The following is a 19817-nucleotide window of genomic DNA, read 5'->3' as shown; positions in this document are numbered from 1 at the left end:
TCCCGCATAGCATTACAGTGAAGAGTTAACTTCATTCATTCAGGAGGTGATGGTGGGAGAATGGTTTGCTCTCGAGCTCTACGGGACTATAGTATGCCTGGTTTGCCGAGGGTCCCTCTAAGAGTGGGGCGGCAAGTACATGTCTAATAGCATTTATTCCATTTTATTTATTGATTGTCGACACTTACCTTCCATGGGAACAGGCATTTAGAAAAATTAGGGGGGATAATGATGCGAAAGTTTTTTCAAAGGCTAGGCAGCTCGTTGATGCTTCCGGTCGCTGTCTTGCCAGCTGCCGCCGTTTTGCTCGGGATAGGGTATTGGATTGACCCAAATGGCTGGGGTGCTGGGAGCTCTGTTGCCGCTTTTCTAATCATGGCGGGTAAATCAATCATTGACCATATTCCCATTCTTTTTGCCCTTGGTGTAGCACTCGGGATGTCAAAGGACCGGGATGGATCAGCTGCACTTAGCGGGCTTGTGGCTTACTTGGTCGTAACGACTTTACTGGGCAGTAGCTCCGTGGCCATGCTCCAAGGAGTGGATGCGGATAGTGTAAATGCTGCTTTCGGTAAAATTGAGAATGCCTTTGTCGGTATCCTATGCGGACTTGTGGCAGCCATGATGTATAACAAATTCAGTCATGTGAGGCTACCGGATGCACTTGCATTCTTTAGCGGGAAGCGTTTAGTCCCAATCATGACTTCCTTGATTATGCTGATTCTCTCACTTATTCTTTTGTTAATCTGGCCGCCGGTATACTCCGTGTTGATTCAATTCGGCGAATGGATTAGCGGGCTTGGAGCTTTAGGGGCAGGGCTTTATGGGTTCTTTAACCGCTTATTAATTCCAACAGGACTGCACCATGCCTTAAATGCGGTATTCTGGTTTGATGTGGCTGGAATCAATGATATCTCGAACTTTTGGGCAGGGACAGGGGAGAAGGGGGTTACGGGTATGTATCAAGCCGGCTTCTTTCCAATCATGATGTTCGGCCTTCCTGCTGCTGGTCTTGCGATGTACCATACAGCAAAGACAAAATACAAGAAGCAGGTCGGCTCTCTTATGCTGGCAGCTGGCTTTGCGGCGATTCTGACTGGGGTGACAGAGCCAATTGAGTTTGCCTTCATGTTCCTTGCGCCAATGCTTTATTTGGTCCATGCCGTATTGACGGGCTTATCCTTAGCTATCGCCGCTGCCTTCAACTGGACAGCCGGATTTACCTTTAGTGCAGGGTTCATTGATTATTTCTTGAGCTATAATCTTGCTCTTGCCAATAAGCCATACATGCTGCTTGTGCAAGGTCTTATATTTGCGGTCATATATTACTTCCTCTTCCGTTTTATCATTGTAAAATTTGATTTGAAAACACCGGGACGCGGAGAGGAGATTGAAGAAGGCGCAGCAATCTCTGGAAATGGATCTGCAGGGAACTCGAAGTATGCTGCACAAGCGGAGGAGATTTACGCTGCTCTAGGCGGAGATAGTAATGTGACCTCCATTGATAATTGTGCAACAAGGCTGCGGCTTGAAGTCAAGAATATGGATGCTGTCAATCAGCAAAAAATTAAGGAGACAGGGGTTGTTGGTGTTCATGTGACTGGTGCGGAAAGTATTCAAGTCATTATTGGCCCGAATGTTCAATTTGTCGCTGATGAAATGAAGAAGCTTCGTCGTAAATAATCCACAGTTTTAAAAGAAGCAACCATTTGGATGGGATAAATGGCTTGCTTCTTTTTTGATTTCTGCCTGTTCAAGGACATGTTTACGAGGTCCGCGCAAAGGGGTACCCTAATCGTAAATAGCGGGTACGGACAGATGGGAGTTGGTAGGGGTGTTAAAGGGAAAGAATATCCCGAAAGAGAGGACTATTGATCAAACATTCGCTTTGCTGGCAGAAGGGTATAATTACTTGCCTAACCGGACATATCGGGAGAATTCAAATATTGTTCAGACAAGATTGCTTGGTCAGAAGATCATCTGCATAAGCGGGGAGGAAGCCGCACGGGCCTTTTATGATGAAGGACGCTTCATACGTAAAACAGCTATTCCAAAGCGGATTCAAAAAGCGCTGTTTGGCGAGCACGGTGTTCAGGTGCTGGACGATGAGGAGCATAAGCATCGGAAGGGCATGTTCATGTCAATCATGACCCATGAGAGCTTGGAAAGGCTAGAGAAGATAACTAAAAGGGAGTGGCGTGCTGCTGCCGGAAATTGGACAAAGGAAGAGGAGATTGTCCTGCTTGAGGAGGCAAAGGTGACACTTTGCCGGATTGCCTGTGAATGGGCGGGTGTACCTCTCTATGAGGATGAGACAAGAGAGCGGGCACGGCAATTGTTTGACCTGGTGGATTCCATCGGAGGAGTAGGACCGCGATATCAACGTGGTAGAAAAGCACGGAAGCAAACCGAGAAATGGGTGGCTGACTTAATTCGCCAGGTCCGTGATGGACGTCTTTCTCCAGCTGAAGATACTGCTTTGTCCATAATAGCTAATCATGTTCAGTTAGACGGCGAGCTATTGGAACCTGATGTGGCTGCTGTTGAGGTCATCAATATTATTCGTCCGACGGTGGCCATTGCCTACTTCATCGTATTTGGCGCACTGGCCTTGCATGAGCATCCTTCTGTCAGAGAGCGGCTGAGGGAGGAAGATGGAACCTATAGTAAGATGGTTGTTCAGGAAATAAGACGGTATTACCCGTTCGCCCCCATGCTTGGAGCGAGGGTGCGAGCTGATTTCCTTTGGGAAGGGTATGCCTTCAAGAAAGGGACCCTCGTCTTGCTCGATTTGTATGGAACGAATCACCACCCAGATTTGTGGGAGAAGCCGGATGAGTTTAATCCTGACCGCTTTAAGAATTGGAAGAAGAGTCCGTTCGATTTTATCCCTCAAGGTGGCGGTGACTATGATAAAGGCCATCGCTGTGCAGGAGAATGGGCAACTGTGAAGGTAATGCAAGTCTTCATGGAGTTATTGGCCAAGGAGCTAGAATATGAGGTTTGTGATCAAGACCTCTCCTATAGCATGGTCAGAATACCGACATATCCAGAGAGCGGCTTTCGTATGAGGGTTCTAAACCTGAAGCCAAAGGCGATCAGTCAATTCGCAGAAGATATACAGAAATAACGAAAGAAGAGGTACCGACATGGAGCGGTGCCTCTTCTTTCGTTATTAACGTTAAGTATCCATTGTAATCTCTTCCCATTCCTCTCCATCAAGATTCAATAGCCACGTCAATCCATATCGTCGTTCGTAAACGACACCAGGATTAATGCTTACGGCAAGCTCTTGGTTGTGGAGGCGTGTTTCAACAAGTGCCCAATGAAGGCGGTAATATAAGTCCAATTCATCCATTAATACATGATAATCCCTAAATTGTGCTTGTTGGAGGAGCTCTTCCCGTTCGGATTGGAGGATAAGATCGTAGAGCATCTGTACATCTGATAAATCATTTGGAAATGGCAAGTCGCGGACTAAGCTGACAGCCCATAACAGGGCAGAATTGCATTCAATTCTCCAAGAATAGGTGTTTAGTTCATCCTGCTCAGGGTCTTCATTCTCGAGAAACTCTAACTCATATGGAGTGAAAAGCCCTTCTCTATAGTAGCGGTCAATTAGCTCATCAATGACTTCATCAGGCGCCCCGCTGCCTTTGGCGGAAACAATGGTATTGGCAATAGCCCGATCAATGATTGCTTCAATTGTTCTTATCTCATGTTCCTTATCTTTATGTAGTGGCGGTAAATTCTTATTCACGGGTATGCCTAGCGCCCTTACGACTTTTTCTGTCCGTATTTTCCTGCCTACTGGACTGTTCACTTTTTGTCCCCCCTTTGTGTAGATGAATCATTCCCATCGCCCCGTTTTTAAATGGATATTGATGTTAGTATCCTGATTTTAACATATGAGGTAAATTTAATGTATTTATATACCTTTGCCCTTGTTGCTATTGGGGCATCTAGGGTGTGTAGTGATAGGGCATATCCGGGAAGTTTAATATTCTATGATAAGGACGGAAGGTTTATTGCAAAATAGTCTATTCAAGTTTTGCAGCTCCAATTCTGTTTCTTTTCCATAATCTCATCCCTGCAATTTATCAGCTAACCCCACTGTTAAACTTAAGGGAAATAAGATTCCTTAGATACGGCCCTATTATGAAAGTAATGTAAGTGATAAGTAACTTAGTAAAGCGCTTACATAAATGGTTTTTATACTAAGATAAAGATATAAAAGGGAGGGATTGAACATGCAAAAGAAAAAAATAATCTCTATGATTGCAGCAATAGTTGTCTTTCTTATCATTATTCTACTACCAACTCCTGAAGGACTTCCGGTGGCAGGGCAAAGAGCTTTGGCTATCTTGGCCTTTGCAGTCATTTTATGGATCACGGAAGCTGTCACTTATCCAGTTAGCGCCGCCGCTATCATTGGATTAATTACGATCTTTATCGGACTTGCTCCAACGGTGGAGGATCCATCTGTTACCTATTCAACAAAGGGAGCTCTCCAGCTGGCTTTAGGAGGCTTTAGCAACACGGCGGTTGGTCTAGTTGCCGGTGCATCATTTCTCGCGGTTGCGATGGAGATTACCGGACTTCATAAACGGATTGCTTTATATATCATGTCAAAGGTTGGAACGAAAGCGAGCAGCCTTGTCATAGGAACCATCCTCGTCAGCATAGTGCTTGCCTTCTTTGTACCAAGCGCAACAGCACGGGCAGGAACCTTGGTGCCGATTCTGCTTGGGATTGTGGCTGCTTTGTCATTAGCGAAAAGCAGTAAGCTATCAGCCTTATTAATGATAACGGCCGTACAGTCTATTTCCATCTGGAATATCGGGATCAAAACGGCAGCTGCCCAAAACATGGTGGCTTTAGGATTTATGGGCGAGGCTTTTGGTTTTGATATTACATGGGGGAAATGGTTTATCTATGCAGCACCATGGTCCATCCTCATGTCGGTTGTATTGTACTTTGTCATGACCCGGCTGATCAAGCCTGAAATGGATGATTTGAAGGACAGTAAAGGATTGATTAAGGCGCAGTTAAACGAGCTTGGCAAAATGTCAAAAAAAGAAATGAAATTGGTCACCATCTCTGTGTTGTTATTGATTGCCTGGGCAACAGAGGGAATCCTTCATCCGTTTGATTCAACGAGCGTAACATTTATCGCAGTCGCCATCATGCTGCTGCCTGGTGTGGGTGTATACACGTGGAAAGAGGTTGAAGGTAAGATTCCTTGGGGCACGCTGATCGTGTTCGCGGTCGGGGTTTCTATGGGGTCAGTCCTCCTAAGTACGAAAGGGGCTGAGTGGTTATCCTTGAATACGCTAGAGGCGATGGGCTTATCAGATATGCCTCTTATCGGTATCATCATGGTTTTATCACTCTTTAATATCTTGATTCACTTAGGCTTTGCGAGTGCGACAAGTCTATCATCCGCATTTATACCAATCGTCATCGCGCTAGTCATTAGCATGGGTGCGACCGATTTCAGCGGGCCAGGGCTCGTGCTGATCCAGCAGTTCGTCATCAGCTTCGGATTCCTTCTTCCGGTAAGTGCGCCGCAAAACATGCTTGCTTATGGAACAGGTGCCTTCACTTCTAAAGATTTGTTGAAATCAGGGATACCGATCACGCTGATTGGATACCTGCTTATTATCTTGTTCAGTATGACATATTGGCAATGGGTCGGATTGCTGTAAGTGATGGATTAGCCATATATGGATAAACATGGGGAGGAGAAATATACATGAAATCAAGGTCAACTCAAACGCCATGGGAGGAGTTCCATGGCCCGAATCTCGGTTATTTATATGAACAATATGAACGATATCTCTCAGATAAAAACTTGGTGGATGAAAGTTTTCGAGGTTTGTTTGACCAATGGGGCTCCCCTCATCTGACTTCTGCTGAAGCGGGAAGCCCTGGCTTATCTCCTAATGAGTGGATGAAGAGGGTGAGCAAGCTTCTTGCTGTTTTAGGCATGGCGGCAAATATCCGAAAGAAAGGTCATCTTGAAGCTGATATCAATCCAATTGAACGAAGAAAACACGTAGGCATTGGAGATATGAAAACTTATGGGGTGACGGAAGAGGATGTTCGAGGCGTACCAGCAGAGTTTATTTCACCCGTATTAAAGGAGACGTGCACAGATGGGTTATCAGCCATCTCCTATCTCAAAGAATTGTACATGAATAAGATTGGTTATGAGATTGAGCATATTAATGATGAGGAGCGAAAATGGTTTGAACGGCAAATCGAACAAGGCTATGTGGATGGAGCCATCCGTTTGATCGATAAGAAGCGGCTGCTTGAGCAGTTGGCGGCTGCCGAAGGCTTTGAGCGGTTTATCCATAAAACCTATGTTGGACAAAAGCGATTCTCAGTAGAGGGGCTAGAGACATTAGTGCCGGCCGTCGAAGAGCTTGTGAGGCTATCAGCTAAAGGGGAAATTGACCATGTGGCCATCGCTATGGCTCACCGTGGTCGCTTGAATATGCTGGCCCATGTACTGGATAAACCATATGAATCCATTTTCTCTCAATTCCAGCATTCCGCCTATCCGGGTAACAAGCCGGCATTAAGCACAACGGGTGATGTGAAATACCATATGGGGTCAGTTACGGAAAAAAACTATGATGGGAAGAGGATTACCGTGACTCTGGGGAATAACCCAAGTCATCTGGAGATCGCCAACTCTGTCGTTGAAGGCTATGCTAGGGCCGCGCAGGAAGACCGGTCGAAAAACGGATTTCCTGAACAAGATTTTAACAAAGCCTTATGTATTCTCGTGCATGGGGATGCGGCCTTCCCTGGTCAAGGATGTGTGGCGGAAACCTTTAACTTTTCTCAAACGGCCGCTTATCATACAGGCGGGACAATCCATATCATCGCCAATAATAATATTGGATTTACAGCGGAAACGTCTGAATCCCGTTCCACCGAATATGCAAGTGATTTGGCGAAAGGCTTTGATGTACCAATCATTCATGTGAATGCGGATGACCCGGAGGCATGCCTGGCTATCATGGGCTTAGCATTTAGGTACCGTCAAGAATTCAATCGTGATATTGTCATTGACCTTATTGGGTATCGCCGCCTTGGCCATAATGAGATGGATGAACCGATGGCAACGAACCCGGTTATGTATAAGAAGGTAAGAAATCATCCGACAATTACGGCCGTCTATCAAAAGCAAGCAGAAGAGTCGGGTGTCCTTTCAGCTGAAGAGGCTGCGAATATTGAGGAGAGAGTCGCTGCTAATTTCCAATTAGCCTATGATCGAGTCTCAAAAGAGCAAGAAGAGATTCCTTCCATTGAAGAGATGATGAATGCTGCTCCAGCCAACCGTTTAAAGGAAGATACAGCTGTTGATCGACTGACTTTATCGCAGCTGAATGGAGAGCTTCTTGATTGGCCTGAGGATTTCCAAGCCTTCAAGAAGGTTCAAAAGATTCTTGAGCGCAGAAGAGAGGTTTTTGAGAACAAAGGCAAGGTTGATTGGGGACATGCTGAAGCGCTGGCCTTTGCCTCTATCCTTCATGATGGGATGCCAATCCGCATTACGGGTGAGGATACGGAGCGAGGCACATTCTCCCACCGTAATCTCGTCCTCTCAGATGAACGAAATGGCACAAAGTATTGCCCGTTGCATGAGATGGAATCAGCCAAGGCATCCTTTGCCATCCATAACAGCGTTCTATCGGAAGAGGCGGTACTCGGATTTGAATACGGATATAGCGTGTTTTCGAAAGAAACCCTCGTATTCTGGGAAGCGCAATTTGGTGATTTCGCCAACGGCGCACAGGTGCTATTCGACCAATTCATCTCATCAGGAGAAGCAAAATGGGGGCAAAAATCAGGCCTTGTCGTCCTATTGCCGCATGGCTTTGAAGGGCAGGGGCCGGAGCATTCCAGTGCGAGGCTGGAACGATTCCTGCAACTATGTGCAGAAAGTAATATGACCGTGGCTAATCTCTCGACAGCGGCGCAATACTTCCATCTGTTAAGAAGGCAAGCCGTTATGCTGCAAAGGGATGAGGCGAGACCGCTTATTCTCATGACACCAAAGAGCTTACTGAGGAATCAGGCGGCTGCCTGTTATATCGAGGAGTTCACGAATGGAGAGTTCCAGCCGGTGATTGAGCAGCCTGGATTAGGAACAATACCTGAAAAGGTTGAACGCATCGTGTTTTGCACAGGCCGGATTGCCGTCGAGCTTGCTGATCATGTAAATGGACAATCACCAATGGATTGGCTTGATATCATCCGGGTGGAAGAATTATATCCGTTCCCTCAAAAGGATATCATGAAGCTTTTGAATCGTTACAAGAATCTGAAGGAGGTCATCTGGGTACAGGAGGAGCCGAAGAATATGGGGGCTTACCGGTATATGGAGCCGCATCTTGCGAAAATTATTCCGTTCCATCTGTCAGTCTCCTATATTGGAAGGCCTGAGATGGCAAGCCCTGCAGAGGGAGACTCGCTTGTTCATAAGAAAGAGCAGCAGCAGATTATCAATCAAGTATTCTCGCGAAAGCAAGCAGGCTCCATGGTTCAGTAACAGGTATTAACCCAATCAACATATGAAAGGATTGATTAGAGAGATGGCCGAGGTGAAAGTTCCAGAACTGGCAGAATCGATTACAGAAGGCACAATTAGTGAATGGCTCAAAAATCCAGGCGATTCCGTGGAAAAAGGCGATTATCTTCTCGAGCTGGAGACAGATAAGGTCAATGTGGAAATCATCGCTGAGCATAGCGGCATATTAGAGAGCATTGGGAAAGCAGCTGGAGAAATCGTACAGGTAGGGGAGACGATTGCCGTAATTTCAGAAGGCAAGCCTGGCGAGCAGACTCATAAGGAAGAAGTGAAGGCTGTACCGTCTCCTCCTAAACAGGAAGAAACGGTGAAGCAAGGTGATATGCGAAATCAGGAGTCTGTGCTAGCTACCCCGGCCGCACGGAAGCTGGCGCGCGAAAAAGGCATCAATCTCAATCAGGTCGAGGCGGTTGACCTGATGGGCCGTGTGAATAAACAGGATGTAGAGAAAACGTCCAAGCAGCCGGCGGAACAGCCTGTTCTGGTATCAAAGCAGCCATCCCAATCAGTTCATGATAAGCCGGCTGATGTCATCAAAATGTCGCGCAGGCGTCAGACCATCGCGAGACGGCTTGTCGAAGTACAGCGTACGGCTGCGATATTGACTACCTTCAATGAAATTGACATGAGTGCGGTAATGAATTTGAGGAAGAAACGAAAGGATCAATTCCAGCAGATTCATGAGGTCAAATTAGGATTCATGTCCTTTTTCACCAAAGCGGTCATTGGCGCATTAAAGACATACCCTTTATTAAATGCAGAGGTTCAAGGTGATGAACTTCTAATCAAAAAATATTACGATATTGGAATTGCCGTCTCGGCACCTGAAGGGCTGGTCGTTCCTGTCGTCAGGAATGCCGATCGCTTGAATTTTGCCGAGATTGAAAGAGAGATTGCCAATCTAGCCATGAAGGCACGCCAAGCGAAGCTCGGTCTTGCTGATTTGCAGGGAGGCACGTTTACCATCACGAATGGGGGAACATTCGGCTCCCTTCTGTCCACACCGATTTTAAACGCACCGCAGGTTGGGATTCTAGGAATGCACTCCATTCAATACCGCCCAGTGGCTGTGAATAATGAGCTGATAGAAATCAGACCAATGATGTATATCGCCCTCTCCTATGACCATCGAATTGTCGATGGTCGGGAAGCAGTCGGCTTCTTAGTGAAGGTCAAGGAACTACTGGAGGATCCGGAGAAGCTCCTATTAGAAGGGTAATAGAGGTAGAATAAGATAAGACGTTGTCATCAAAAGAATGTATTCTTTGTGGCAACGTCTTTTTTGTTTTGAAATGTTAAGAAAAATCGACAATGTGACCAATTCTCTAGGAGAAATTACCTGTTAAATATATACTGAAAGTTGAGAAAAGTGTCACATTGTGTCGATATTAAGCTGAAGGGCTGGATAACTATGAAACTACATCAGAAAGAATCAAGAGCTTGGAAGCTGCAAACACTCGTGATGTGTCTCGTCTTTATGGTCGTGCTCATATCTGCCCTAGCGACAGCCTTATTCATCAGCATCTATGTGACAAAAAATGAAGAAAAGCATCTTTCAGAAAAGATTCAGGCCATTGCAAGGGTGACGGCCAATTCCACTGTGGTGATTCAATCCTTGCAGGGGAAGAGTGAAGTGGATATTCAGAGATATGCCAATGAAATTAGAGCTTTGTCAGATGTCGGATTTGTGGTTGTTATGGATATGGACTTGATTCGAAAGTCACATCCCCTTTCTGAAGAAGTAGGGCAGTCCTTCTTCAATCGGGAAGATGCCAAGGAATCTCTAGAAGGCAAGGAGTACTTCTCCATTGAAGAAGGCCCGCTTGGTATGGGGATGCGGGTGTTCACTCCTGTTTATGATGAACGAGATGAGCAGATAGGCGTCGTCGTTGTCGGGGTTTCACTTGATACGGTAGAATCCCTTGCCCGCGACAGCAGGAAATATGTCTACATTGGGGCAATCCTGCAGCTATGTCTTGGCGCAATCGGAGCCTATTATTTGAGCTGTTACATGAAAAGGAAGCTCTATGGGCTTGAGCCGGTTGAGATTGCTAAGCTCTTACAGGAACGGAATGCGATGATTGAGTCAGCGAAGGAAGGAATCATTGGCGTTAATGAGGATGGGAAAATCGCTGTTGTCAGTGGAGAGGCCTTGAAGCTCATGGGATTTGAACGGAAAGAGGAGCTTGTGGGACAGCCCATTGATGACCATATGCCGAGTCTGGCGAAAGCGATGCGAAATGGACGGTCTGAAGAGAATGTAGAGCAGGTATTCAACCATCGAACAGTTCTTGCGAATAATGTGCCTATCATGCATAAAGGGAAGGTTATTGGCGGATTATCCGTTTTTAAGGATAAGACCGACCTGCAGGATATGGCAGATCAGTTGACTGGGATAAAGCTTTACACTGAATCATTAAGGGCACAATCCCATGAATTCATGAACAAGTTCCATGTCATCCTGGGGCTTGCTCATCTGAAGAAATATAAGGAAATGAGCCGCTATATTGAGAATTTAGTAGAAGATTATGAAGCAGAAAAGGGCTTTATCGTTAAACGGATAAAGAATCCACTCTTTGCCGGCTTTCTATTAGGGAAGCTCAGTAAAGCGCGAGAGCTCGGAATCCAGCTTGTCATCAATGAGGATAGCTATATGCCTAGTGACATTAAGGAGGAGTTAATCCACGACCTCATTCGTATTGCCGGAAACTTGATTGAAAATGCCTTTGATGCCCTTGATGGCGTGAAAGGAAAGAGGGTATTCTTTTCAATCGGTGTGATGGATGGAGAAATGGTGTTAGAAGTCAGCGACAACGGGAGGGGGATACCGGAGGAAATTGCGGAGGTGATTTTTCAAAAGGGCTATTCAACAAAAGGAGTGGACAGAGGCTATGGTCTATTTTTGACGAAGCAGTCAATCGATAAACTGAATGGCACAATCGAGCTTAAGACAAAGCCTGGAGCGGGGACCTTATTTACAGTCATCCTGCCGCTCTGGCATGCAGAAGGGGTAATGGACAAATGATTGAAGTGCTGATTGTAGAAGATGATCCGATGGTTTCAGAGATTAATAAGAGCTATTTAAGTGAAATACCAGGCTACCAAGTAGTCGGGGCTGTTTCCTCCGTTGGAGAGGCCCTTCATTTCTTGAAAAGTCATCAACCCAATTTAATATTATTAGATATCTTCATGCCAGAGCAAAATGGCCTTTCGCTTCTTACGGCGATTAGGCAGCAGCAGATGGATATTGATGTTATATTAATCACGGCAGCCACCGATATTGAAAGCATCCATAAGGCCATTCAGAACGGAGCCTTTGATTATATCATTAAGCCCTTTAAGTTTGAGCGCTTCAAGCAAGCCATGCTCAAGTACAAGGAACAATCGCGGGTAATGAAGGAAGAGGATAAGCTGAGTCAGGAGGAGCTTGACCATTTACTCTTAGAGAAAAGAGGGATTGTCGGAGATGTTATCCTGCCAAAGGGCTTGGCCAAAAATACGTTAAGGGAAATCTGGAGTTACATCAATAGCAAGAATGGAGAGGAATTCACGACAGAGGAACTTGTTGATGCTGTCGGCATTTCGAGGATTTCCATTCGGAAATATTTAACGTTCCTTGAACAAATTGATGTACTTGCCTCTTCTTGCAGCTATGGCCATATTGGAAGGCCAGTGACCATATTTCAATGCAAGGATGCCTGTGACCGAAATGTGAAGCCATATATCCTCAATTAATCGTCGATGTAAAAGACCATACAGAAATCTTGCTTACATTAGTTTCTAAAAATTGATATTATTCGGCATTATTTATAGAGTAATAGTATAGGGGAATTCATCTTCTATTCTGCAGGATATTATTGCAAGCGTTATCATCTGTGGGGACTTTACATATTGGAGGGGTTGGATATGGAGAAAAAGCAAACAGATACAGTGGTGATTGGAGCGGGTCCTGGCGGCTATGTCGCAGCAATAAGGGCATCGCAGCTTGGTCAAAAGGTGATTGTGATTGAGAAAGAATATATTGGCGGGGTATGCCTGAATGTAGGCTGCATCCCTTCGAAAGCCTTGATAACTGCGTCCCATCATTACCATCAAGCACAGCATTTTGATGTGTTTGGGCTGAGTATTCCGCAAGTTGATGTGGACTTTTCTAAGGTGCAGGAATATAAGGAAGGCGTTGTGAACAGGCTCACTTCCGGTGTCGGCACATTGCTTAAGGGCAATAAGGTGGAGGTTGTAAAAGGAACAGCGACTTTCCAAGATGGGAATACAATAAAGGTAGAGACAGCAGAAGGAGAGCAGGTCATTCAATTCAAGGATGCGATTATTGCCACAGGCTCACGGCCGGTCGAGCTTCCGACGATGAAGTTCAGTACGAGAATCATTGATTCGACAGGGGCTTTGAATCTGTCGGAAATTCCAGAAAGCCTGGTCGTTGTGGGCGGCGGAGTCATTGGTATTGAATTAGCCGGTGTGTATGCGAACTTTGGCACGAAGGTGACCATTCTTGAAGGCGGTAAGGACATTCTTGGCGGGATAGATGGGAAGATGACATCCATTGTGAAGCGAGGGCTCAAGAAAAAAGGTGCAAATGTCACAATTGGCGTTTTCGTGAAATCCGCGGAGGAAAAGGATGGCCGCGCCGAAGTCATCTATGAAGAAAAAGGGGAAGAAAAGACCATCACCGCTGATTATGTACTTGTTTCAGTCGGCCGCAAGCCAAATACGGACAAGCTAGGCTTAGAAAATACAGGTGTTCAGCTGACAGATAGAGGACTGGTCCAGGTGGATTCCCAATGCCGCACAAATGTAGCGAACCTGTATGCGATTGGCGATATTATTGCCGGCCCACAGCTTGCGCACAAGGCTTCCTATGAAGCAAAAGTGGCAGCAGAAGCGATCGCAGGTATGCCGTCTGTCATTGACCATGTCTGCATACCGGCAGTTGTTTTCTCAGAACCGGAGATTGCTATTGTTGGACATACGGCAGCTTCAGCCAAAGAAGCTGGAATAGATGCGACAGAAACGAAGTTCCCATTTGCGGCAAATGGCCGGGCAATTGCCTTAAATGAGACAGATGGTTTCGTTCAATTAGTAACGAATAAAGATAGCGGCGTCCTCATTGGTGCCCAAATCATTGGACCAAGCGCCTCTGATTTAATCGGGGAACTGACGGTTGCCATTGAATCATCTCTAACGGCAGATGATTTGGCTTTGACCATTCATGCCCATCCAACACTGGGAGAAATGATTATGGAGACAGCAGAGGTTGCCATCGGGCATCCGATTCATATCGTGAAATAAGGAAATGAAAACGGGGATCCAGTAGTATGCTGGAATCCCCGTTTTTTGATGGGAGAGCAGCGGTCTGCTTTTCTCGCCCGGCAGAAATATCATTCTCTTTTTTATCAAAATTCGAATAATTTGGTCCTTCATATTTGAATAGCAATTGTGCTATTTAGCTCAGGATACTGATCCCGTTCTATTAACTCTTTAATAACAATCGATACAGCTGCTGCGGCTAAGAGGCATCCTGTAATAATCAAGGCCTTCTTCATGAAATTCACCGTTTTATCTCCGCCTTTGATTTTGTCTTTGTTTTTCTTTCTCCTTCTTAGCTAGATATTCGAGTTCTTTCTGCAATTTATAGTAGCTTTTGAGGCGGTTTTTATCCAGAGTTCCTGCTTGAATGGCGGCTTGGACCTGGCAGCCAGGTTCTGTTTCATGGCAGCAATCGTTGAATTTGCAATTGCGCGCCAGATTCTCTATATCGTTGAAGCTTATATGGATTCCTTCGTCTCCATCCCATAGCTGAAGTTCTCTCATACCCGGGGTGTCTATAATAATTCCGCCTTCCTTAAGAACGATTAATTCGCGGTGCGTGGTTGTATGGCGTCCTTTATCATCTTCCTCGCGTATGGCATGAACATGCAGAAGCTCCTCTCCATATAGGGCATTGGCAAGCGTTGATTTTCCTACACCTGAGGATCCAAGCAATGCGACGGTTTTTCCCTCTCCTAAATAGGGGGTTAATTGCTCAAGCCCTATTTTTTTGTCTGCACTTATAGCAATAACAGGAACTCCAGCGGCAATGCTTTCAGCTTGTTGGATGTAATGTACGATATTGGAGCATAAGTCAGCCTTGCTCAAGAGAATGACCGGATTGGCGCCGCTTTCCCATGCGAGCAATAGGTATCGCTCAAGTCTTCGCAGATTGAAATCCGCATTGACCGCATTGACAAGAAAGACGGTGTCCACATTGCTTGCGACAATTTGTTCCTCTGTCGTCACTCCTGCTTTTTTGCGAGAGAACTTGCTTTTCCTCGGCAGAATGGCATAGATGATTGCTTTCTCATCACCTGCTTTATACTTTATGGCAACCCAATCGCCTACTGCCGGTAAATCTTCGCGGTATTCTGCTTGAAATCGCATCTTCCCGCTAATTGCCGAAAGAAAGCTGCCTTCCGCACATTGAACCCTATACATTCCTTTATGCTCACTGACTATCCGGCCAGGGGCAAGCTGATCATCCGCATATTGTTTAAAAGTCTGCTCAAAATATGAATTCCATCCTAATTTTTCTAATTTCAAATAATTTTCCTCCATTTATAGTGAATGAGTGTAAATAAGACAAGAGGCCTAAATAGGCCTCTTGTCTTTTGCTATTTTTCATGAAAATAGGCATACAAAAACCAAGGACCGCGCAACAGCCCTTGGCATCATAATCACTTATAAAAGTAGAGAAAAATTATTTCGCAACAATTTCACCAGAGGGCTGTGCTATGAAATTAATGACATAATACGCATAGACTGTTTTCATAAGACATTCCTCCTTTAGCACTTCTGAATGTAATAAGTATAGGGCTATTTAAGGGAAATTGCAATAAATCTTTTCTGAAAATTCAATAGAATCACAATTTTACAAAATGACTACTCTTCTGTTAAAATAAGAAAATAATTGTTACATCTACCCATTTAGTGGTGAAATATGTATTTTCTGTATACTGACCTAGTTTTCCCTTCATCCATATAGGAGGGAGACATATAGGAATCTTGGAGGACATACATATTACTTACTTGATCGTTTAAATCATGTTTTCAAGCAGTCCGGCATTCATGACATCATGGCTCTGCCGCTTCTTTGAAATATAAAGAGAAAATGAATAGTCAAGGGGGAAGAAGATTGATTGTTTTTGATCATGTTGATAAATATTACGGTGATTTCCATGTTTTAAAGGACATTAATCTTGAGATCGAAAAAGGTGAGGTTGTGGTTGTCATCGGTCCATCCGGATCAGGAAAAAGCACCATGCTGCGCTGCATTAACCATCTTGAGACGATTAATAAGGGTGTACTTAAAGTTAATCAGACACCCGTCAATGATAAGAAAACGAATATCAACCATTTAAGGCGCGATATAGGGATGGTTTTTCAGCATTTTCACCTGTATCCGCATAAGACGGTTTTGCAAAATATTACCCTTGCCCCAATAAAGGTACTTGGGAAATCAAAGGCGGAAGCTGAAAAGACCGCCCGTTTTTACCTCGAGAAGGTTGGGATTCCTGATAAAGCGGATGCCTACCCATCGCAGCTATCCGGCGGACAGCAGCAGCGTGTCGCCATAGCGAGGGGACTAGCAATGAACCCTCAGGTTATGCTCTTTGATGAACCGACATCTGCCCTTGATCCGGAAATGATCGGTGAGGTACTCGATGTTATGAAGACACTCGCTAAAGAGGGAATGACGATGGTCGTCGTTACCCATGAGATGGGATTTGCCAAGGAAGTGGCGAACAGAATTGTCTTTATGGATGAAGGAAGAATTCTGGAACAATCGACACCGGCTGAATTTTTTACGAACCCGCGTGAAGAACGGGCGCGTACATTCTTGAGCCGTATATTAAATCATTAAAAACAAGGGGGAAAAAGAATGTTGTCGAAAAAGTTTTTTAAATTTTCTGTTTTGTGTCTGATTGCTGTATTCATGCTTGCTGCTTGCGGAAGCAATGATGATGCTGAAACTGAAGGAAAAGGTTCTGCCGAAAATTCACTTGAGGCTATTAAGGATAAAGACAAGATGGTCTTTGGCGTTAAAAATGACACTCGCTTGTTTGGTCTTAAGAATCCGAGTACTGGCAAGGTAGAAGGCTTCGATATTGATATCGCGAAGGCATTGACGAAGGAAATCTTAGGAGACGAAAGCAAAGCGGAGTTCGTCGAGGTAACATCCAAGACGCGCGTTCAGCTTTTGCAAAACGGAAAGATTGACGCGGTTGTTGCGACGATGACGATTACGGAAGAACGGAAAAAAGAAGTTGATTTCACTGATGTTTACTTCGAGGCTGGTCAATCCTTGCTTGTGAAAAAAGGAAGCAAGATTAAAAGTGTTGAAGATTTGAAGAAGGGCACGAAAGTCATTGCGGTTAAAGGCTCTACATCTGCCGTAAATATTGCGGAGAAGGCACCGGATGCAGAAGTGCTTCAATATGAAAACTACTCTGAAGCCTTTACAGCCTTGAAATCAGGCCAAGGGGATGCTTTGACAACGGATGATTCTATTCTCTACGGAATGGCAGATGAAGATCCAAACTTTGAATTAACAGGTGGACAATTCACTGAAGAGCCATATGGCATCGCGGTGAAGAAAGACAGCCCTGAATTGGTAGAAGCATTAAATGAAGCTCTCAAAACGATTAAAGACAACGGAACGTATGATGAAATCTATAATAATTGGATTAAGAACTAAGGAGTTTCTTTCATCAGGATGGGTTAAGCCCCATCCTGATTGTACATTAGGAGTGATTGAATGCTAGCGCTTGATTTTTCTATTCTTGCCGATCATCTGGATATGTATCTTGAGGGTTTTGTGGGAACGATTCGAATCAGTTTGCTGACGCTCGTTGGAAGCTTCCTGTTAGGAACGTTTCTGGCTGTTTTACGAATTGCCCCATTGAAGCCATTAAATTGGATTGGCACGGCATATGTGGAGTTTGTCCGTAATATCCCGCTATTAATTATTGCTTTTATGTTTTACTTTGGGGCAGGGCTTCCAGGCTTTATTGCCGGTTCTCTTGCTTTAACCGTTTATACGGCTGCCTTTATTGCTGAAGCCATTCGAGCGGGTATTCTATCCATTGATAAAGGCCAAATGGAGGCGGCACGTTCATCAGGTTTAACCTATGGACAGGCGATGCGGCTTATTGTTCTTCCGCAGGCGATTAAAATTGTCATTCCGCCTCTAGGCAATCAGTTTATCAATCTAGTGAAAAATACATCTATCCTAGCTGTCATTGCAGGTGGAGAGCTCATGTATCAAGCAGATTTGATCTCGCTTGCGACCTATGTGGTGTTTGATGTATATATCTTCGTTGCTGTGTTTTATTTAATACTTACAATCCCGCTCAGCCTTGGTGTTGGTTATTTGGAAAAACGCCTGGCAAAGAGTTATTAAGGAGGGCATGAAGAATGGATTTTGCAGGTGCCTACTCGCCCGATAACCTTGCCTTTTTAATGGAGGGCTTCCTTGTAACCTTGAAGATTGCCGCTATATCAATTGTTTTGAGCTTCCTCATTGGGGGGCTAATCGGTATTCTTCGATACGCGAAGATTCCGGTTGTATCTGGTGTGCTTGCTGTAGTCGTCGAAACAATCCGGAACCTACCGCTCATATTAATCATCTTTTTTGTGTACTTTGGATTGCAGGACCCAAAAATCGGGCTTGAGATGAGTATTTCCACAGCCGCGATTACAGCGTTAACGATATTTGAATCAGCCATGCTGTCAGAGGTCATTCGCGGCGGACTAAATTCCATTCCAAAGGGGCAGATTGAAGCGTCTCGCTCATCTGGCATGAGTTATATACAAACCCTATGGCATATTATCCTGCCGCAAGCCTTACGAAACATGGTTCCGCCAATCGTGAGCCAGTTTATCTCACTGCTTAAGGATACATCGCTGGCAGTCATTATCGCCTTGCCGGAATTGACGCATCATGGCCAGGTCATTTATGCGCAAAACATTAATTATGTATGGCCGGTTCTGATTCTGATTGCCCTTATGTATTTCGTTGTTAATTATGGGTTATCCCTTGTTGCGAGAAGACTAGAGGTTAGAAAACAATAGCATCCCTGCTCTTTAGAGCCGGGATGTTTTTTTGTTTTTCTGAGGCAAATTGCATGCGCTAGGCTGGAGTGCTAAAATAAACAAAGGGTTTCCAACCATTTTGCAGTGATTTTATAGCTTAGTTCATGTATATAATAAATAGACAAAAATAATTTAGAAGGTTGAGAGTATGGATAAGCAAAAAATATACGAAGAATTGCAGCGTCTGATTCCAAAAGAGCATATTAAGCAAGATGAGCCGTTAAATCAATATACATTTACTAAAACAGGAGGGAAAGCAGATTTTCTTGTCCTGCCTTCTACGTTTGAGGAAGTGCAGAATTGTATATTGTTTGCGCGTGAGAATTCTATTCCATTGACGATTCTAGGTAATGGATCGAACCTTATTATCCGCGACGGCGGAATTAGAGGAATTGTCCTCATCTTAAGTCATATGGACCGTATTTATATGAAGGATGGCCTCATTATTGCAGAAAGCGGGGCGACCATCATTAATGTGTCGCGATATGCACTTGATCAAAGTGTGACTGGACTTGAATTTGCATGCGGCATCCCAGGTTCTGTGGGAGGAGCTGTCTATATGAATGCAGGTGCCTACGACGGGGATATTTCTCAAGTGATTGACTCTGCTGTTGTTCTGACGGATGAAGGAGAATTATTGACATTAACGAATGAAGAAATGGAATTAACGTATCGCAGCAGCTTGATTGCCAAGAGGGGGTATATCGTTTTAGAAGCAAGATTTGCTGCTAAGAAAGGCGATCCTGCAGCTATTAAGGCACGAATGGATGAATTGACCTTCCTGCGGGAGTCTAAGCAGCCTCTTGAATATCCATCCTGTGGAAGTGTATTCAAGCGTCCGCCTGGGTATTTCGCCGGGAAGCTCATTCAAGATAGCAATCTGCAGGGAGTATCGATTGGCGGAGCACAGGTATCAACGAAGCATGCTGGGTTTATTATTAATACGGGTAATGCAACCGCAACTGATTATTTGAACTTGATCAAGCATGTTCAAAAGACGGTCAAAGAGAATTTTGGCGTTGATTTAGAAACAGAAGTAAAAATTATCGGTGAAGAATAATAACAG

At 44.7% G+C, this 19817-nt stretch carries 16 protein-coding genes; 13 read left to right on the top strand and 3 right to left on the bottom strand.

The annotated features are described in order from the left end of the window. Nucleotides 1-231 precede the first annotated feature (231 nt). Both nagE and CYL18_RS10825 read left to right on the top strand, forming a co-directional pair. Nucleotides 232-1683, top strand: coding sequence for an N-acetylglucosamine-specific PTS transporter subunit IIBC (gene nagE, locus CYL18_RS10830; RefSeq protein ID WP_104849523.1), 1452 nt, complete (start codon nt 232-234; stop codon nt 1681-1683). A gap of 151 nt (nt 1684-1834) precedes the next feature. Next, nucleotides 1835-3130: a cytochrome P450 gene (locus CYL18_RS10825; RefSeq protein ID WP_104849522.1), complete on the top strand. Its 1296-nt coding sequence runs from the start codon at nt 1835-1837 to the stop codon at nt 3128-3130. Between the two features lie 51 nt (nt 3131-3181). Here the strand turns inward: CYL18_RS10825 and CYL18_RS10820 are convergent, their stop codons facing one another. Beyond that, a complete protein-coding gene (locus CYL18_RS10820) occupies nt 3182-3823 on the bottom strand; it encodes a DUF4272 domain-containing protein (RefSeq protein WP_161497125.1) in 642 nt (213 codons plus the stop codon). Between the two features lie 427 nt (nt 3824-4250). Between CYL18_RS10820 and CYL18_RS10815 the strand changes: the two genes are divergently transcribed. From CYL18_RS10815 to lpdA, 6 genes are all read left to right on the top strand, one after another. Then, the gene (locus CYL18_RS10815; RefSeq protein WP_201741269.1) at nt 4251-5708 is read left to right on the top strand and encodes a DASS family sodium-coupled anion symporter; all 1458 of its coding nucleotides are present in this window, start codon (nt 4251-4253) and stop codon (nt 5706-5708) included. Nucleotides 5709-5755: 47 nt separating this feature from the next. Next, nucleotides 5756-8569 (top strand): 2-oxoglutarate dehydrogenase E1 component, encoded by a 2814-nt coding sequence (locus CYL18_RS10810; protein WP_104849519.1) that lies wholly within the window; start codon nt 5756-5758, stop codon nt 8567-8569. A 43-nt stretch (nt 8570-8612) separates the two neighbouring features. Continuing rightward, a complete protein-coding gene (gene odhB / locus CYL18_RS10805; RefSeq protein ID WP_104849518.1) occupies nt 8613-9827 on the top strand; it encodes a 2-oxoglutarate dehydrogenase complex dihydrolipoyllysine-residue succinyltransferase in 1215 nt (404 codons plus the stop codon). Nucleotides 9828-10019: 192 nt separating this feature from the next. Beyond that, complete coding sequence (gene dcuS / locus CYL18_RS10800) at nt 10020-11633, top strand: DcuS/MalK family sensor histidine kinase (RefSeq protein WP_104849517.1); 1614 nt, start codon at nt 10020-10022, stop codon at nt 11631-11633. Beyond that, nucleotides 11630-12343, top strand: coding sequence for a response regulator (locus CYL18_RS10795; RefSeq protein WP_104849516.1), 714 nt, complete (start codon nt 11630-11632; stop codon nt 12341-12343). The genes dcuS and CYL18_RS10795 overlap by 4 nt, the downstream gene beginning before the upstream one ends. A gap of 171 nt (nt 12344-12514) precedes the next feature. Further along, nucleotides 12515-13912, top strand: coding sequence for a dihydrolipoyl dehydrogenase (gene lpdA / locus CYL18_RS10790; RefSeq protein ID WP_104849515.1), 1398 nt, complete (start codon nt 12515-12517; stop codon nt 13910-13912). 128 nt (nt 13913-14040) lie between these two features. Here lpdA and CYL18_RS19605 read toward each other — a convergent pair whose 3' ends face one another. Continuing rightward, entirely contained in the window at nt 14041-14175 is a 135-nt protein-coding gene (locus CYL18_RS19605; RefSeq protein WP_269089189.1) for a hypothetical protein, read from the bottom strand. Between the two features lie 4 nt (nt 14176-14179). Beyond that, entirely contained in the window at nt 14180-15214 is a 1035-nt protein-coding gene (gene rsgA, locus CYL18_RS10785; protein ID WP_407984527.1) for a ribosome small subunit-dependent GTPase A, read from the bottom strand. 577 nt (nt 15215-15791) lie between these two features. On the opposite strand from rsgA, the gene CYL18_RS10780 reads away from it, so the two are divergent. The 5 genes from CYL18_RS10780 (at nt 15792) to murB (ending at nt 19811) form a co-directional block, all read left to right on the top strand. Further along, nucleotides 15792-16520 carry an amino acid ABC transporter ATP-binding protein gene (locus CYL18_RS10780; RefSeq protein ID WP_104849513.1) on the top strand — a complete coding sequence of 243 codons (729 nt, stop codon included), beginning with the start codon at nt 15792-15794 and terminating at the stop codon, nt 16518-16520. A gap of 18 nt (nt 16521-16538) precedes the next feature. Continuing rightward, the gene (locus CYL18_RS10775) at nt 16539-17354 is read left to right on the top strand and encodes a transporter substrate-binding domain-containing protein (RefSeq protein ID WP_104849512.1); all 816 of its coding nucleotides are present in this window, start codon (nt 16539-16541) and stop codon (nt 17352-17354) included. A 60-nt stretch (nt 17355-17414) separates the two neighbouring features. Next, complete coding sequence (locus tag CYL18_RS10770) at nt 17415-18059, top strand: amino acid ABC transporter permease (protein ID WP_104849511.1); 645 nt, start codon at nt 17415-17417, stop codon at nt 18057-18059. A 14-nt stretch (nt 18060-18073) separates the two neighbouring features. Continuing rightward, a complete protein-coding gene (locus tag CYL18_RS10765) occupies nt 18074-18730 on the top strand; it encodes an amino acid ABC transporter permease (RefSeq protein WP_104849510.1) in 657 nt (218 codons plus the stop codon). Nucleotides 18731-18899: 169 nt separating this feature from the next. Next, nucleotides 18900-19811 carry a UDP-N-acetylmuramate dehydrogenase gene (murB, locus tag CYL18_RS10760; protein ID WP_104849509.1) on the top strand — a complete coding sequence of 304 codons (912 nt, stop codon included), beginning with the start codon at nt 18900-18902 and terminating at the stop codon, nt 19809-19811. Nucleotides 19812-19817: the final 6 nt, after the last annotated feature.

This window comes from Pradoshia eiseniae (genome assembly GCF_002946355.1).
In the GTDB taxonomy this organism is placed as follows: domain Bacteria; phylum Bacillota; class Bacilli; order Bacillales; family Pradoshiaceae; genus Pradoshia; species Pradoshia eiseniae.
This window is presented reverse-complemented; position numbering and strand designations above follow the sequence as displayed.

Excerpts from the sequence above, each read along its gene's own strand:
- rsgA (WP_407984527.1), bottom strand. The coding sequence starts at position 15,214 with ATGGAGGAAAATTATTTGAAATTAGAAAAATTAGGATGGAATTCATAT.
- lpdA (WP_104849515.1), top strand. The coding sequence starts at position 12,515 with ATGGAGAAAAAGCAAACAGATACAGTGGTGATTGGAGCGGGTCCTGGC.
- odhB (WP_104849518.1), top strand. The coding sequence starts at position 8,613 with ATGGCCGAGGTGAAAGTTCCAGAACTGGCAGAATCGATTACAGAAGGC.
- CYL18_RS10795 (WP_104849516.1), top strand. The coding sequence starts at position 11,630 with ATGATTGAAGTGCTGATTGTAGAAGATGATCCGATGGTTTCAGAGATT.
- CYL18_RS10775 (WP_104849512.1), top strand. The coding sequence starts at position 16,539 with ATGTTGTCGAAAAAGTTTTTTAAATTTTCTGTTTTGTGTCTGATTGCT.
- CYL18_RS10810 (WP_104849519.1), top strand. The coding sequence starts at position 5,756 with ATGAAATCAAGGTCAACTCAAACGCCATGGGAGGAGTTCCATGGCCCG.
- murB (WP_104849509.1), top strand. The coding sequence starts at position 18,900 with ATGGATAAGCAAAAAATATACGAAGAATTGCAGCGTCTGATTCCAAAA.
- nagE (WP_104849523.1), top strand. The coding sequence starts at position 232 with ATGCGAAAGTTTTTTCAAAGGCTAGGCAGCTCGTTGATGCTTCCGGTC.
- CYL18_RS10765 (WP_104849510.1), top strand. The coding sequence starts at position 18,074 with ATGGATTTTGCAGGTGCCTACTCGCCCGATAACCTTGCCTTTTTAATG.
- CYL18_RS10815 (WP_201741269.1), top strand. The coding sequence starts at position 4,251 with ATGCAAAAGAAAAAAATAATCTCTATGATTGCAGCAATAGTTGTCTTT.
- CYL18_RS10770 (WP_104849511.1), top strand. The coding sequence starts at position 17,415 with ATGCTAGCGCTTGATTTTTCTATTCTTGCCGATCATCTGGATATGTAT.
- dcuS (WP_104849517.1), top strand. The coding sequence starts at position 10,020 with ATGAAACTACATCAGAAAGAATCAAGAGCTTGGAAGCTGCAAACACTC.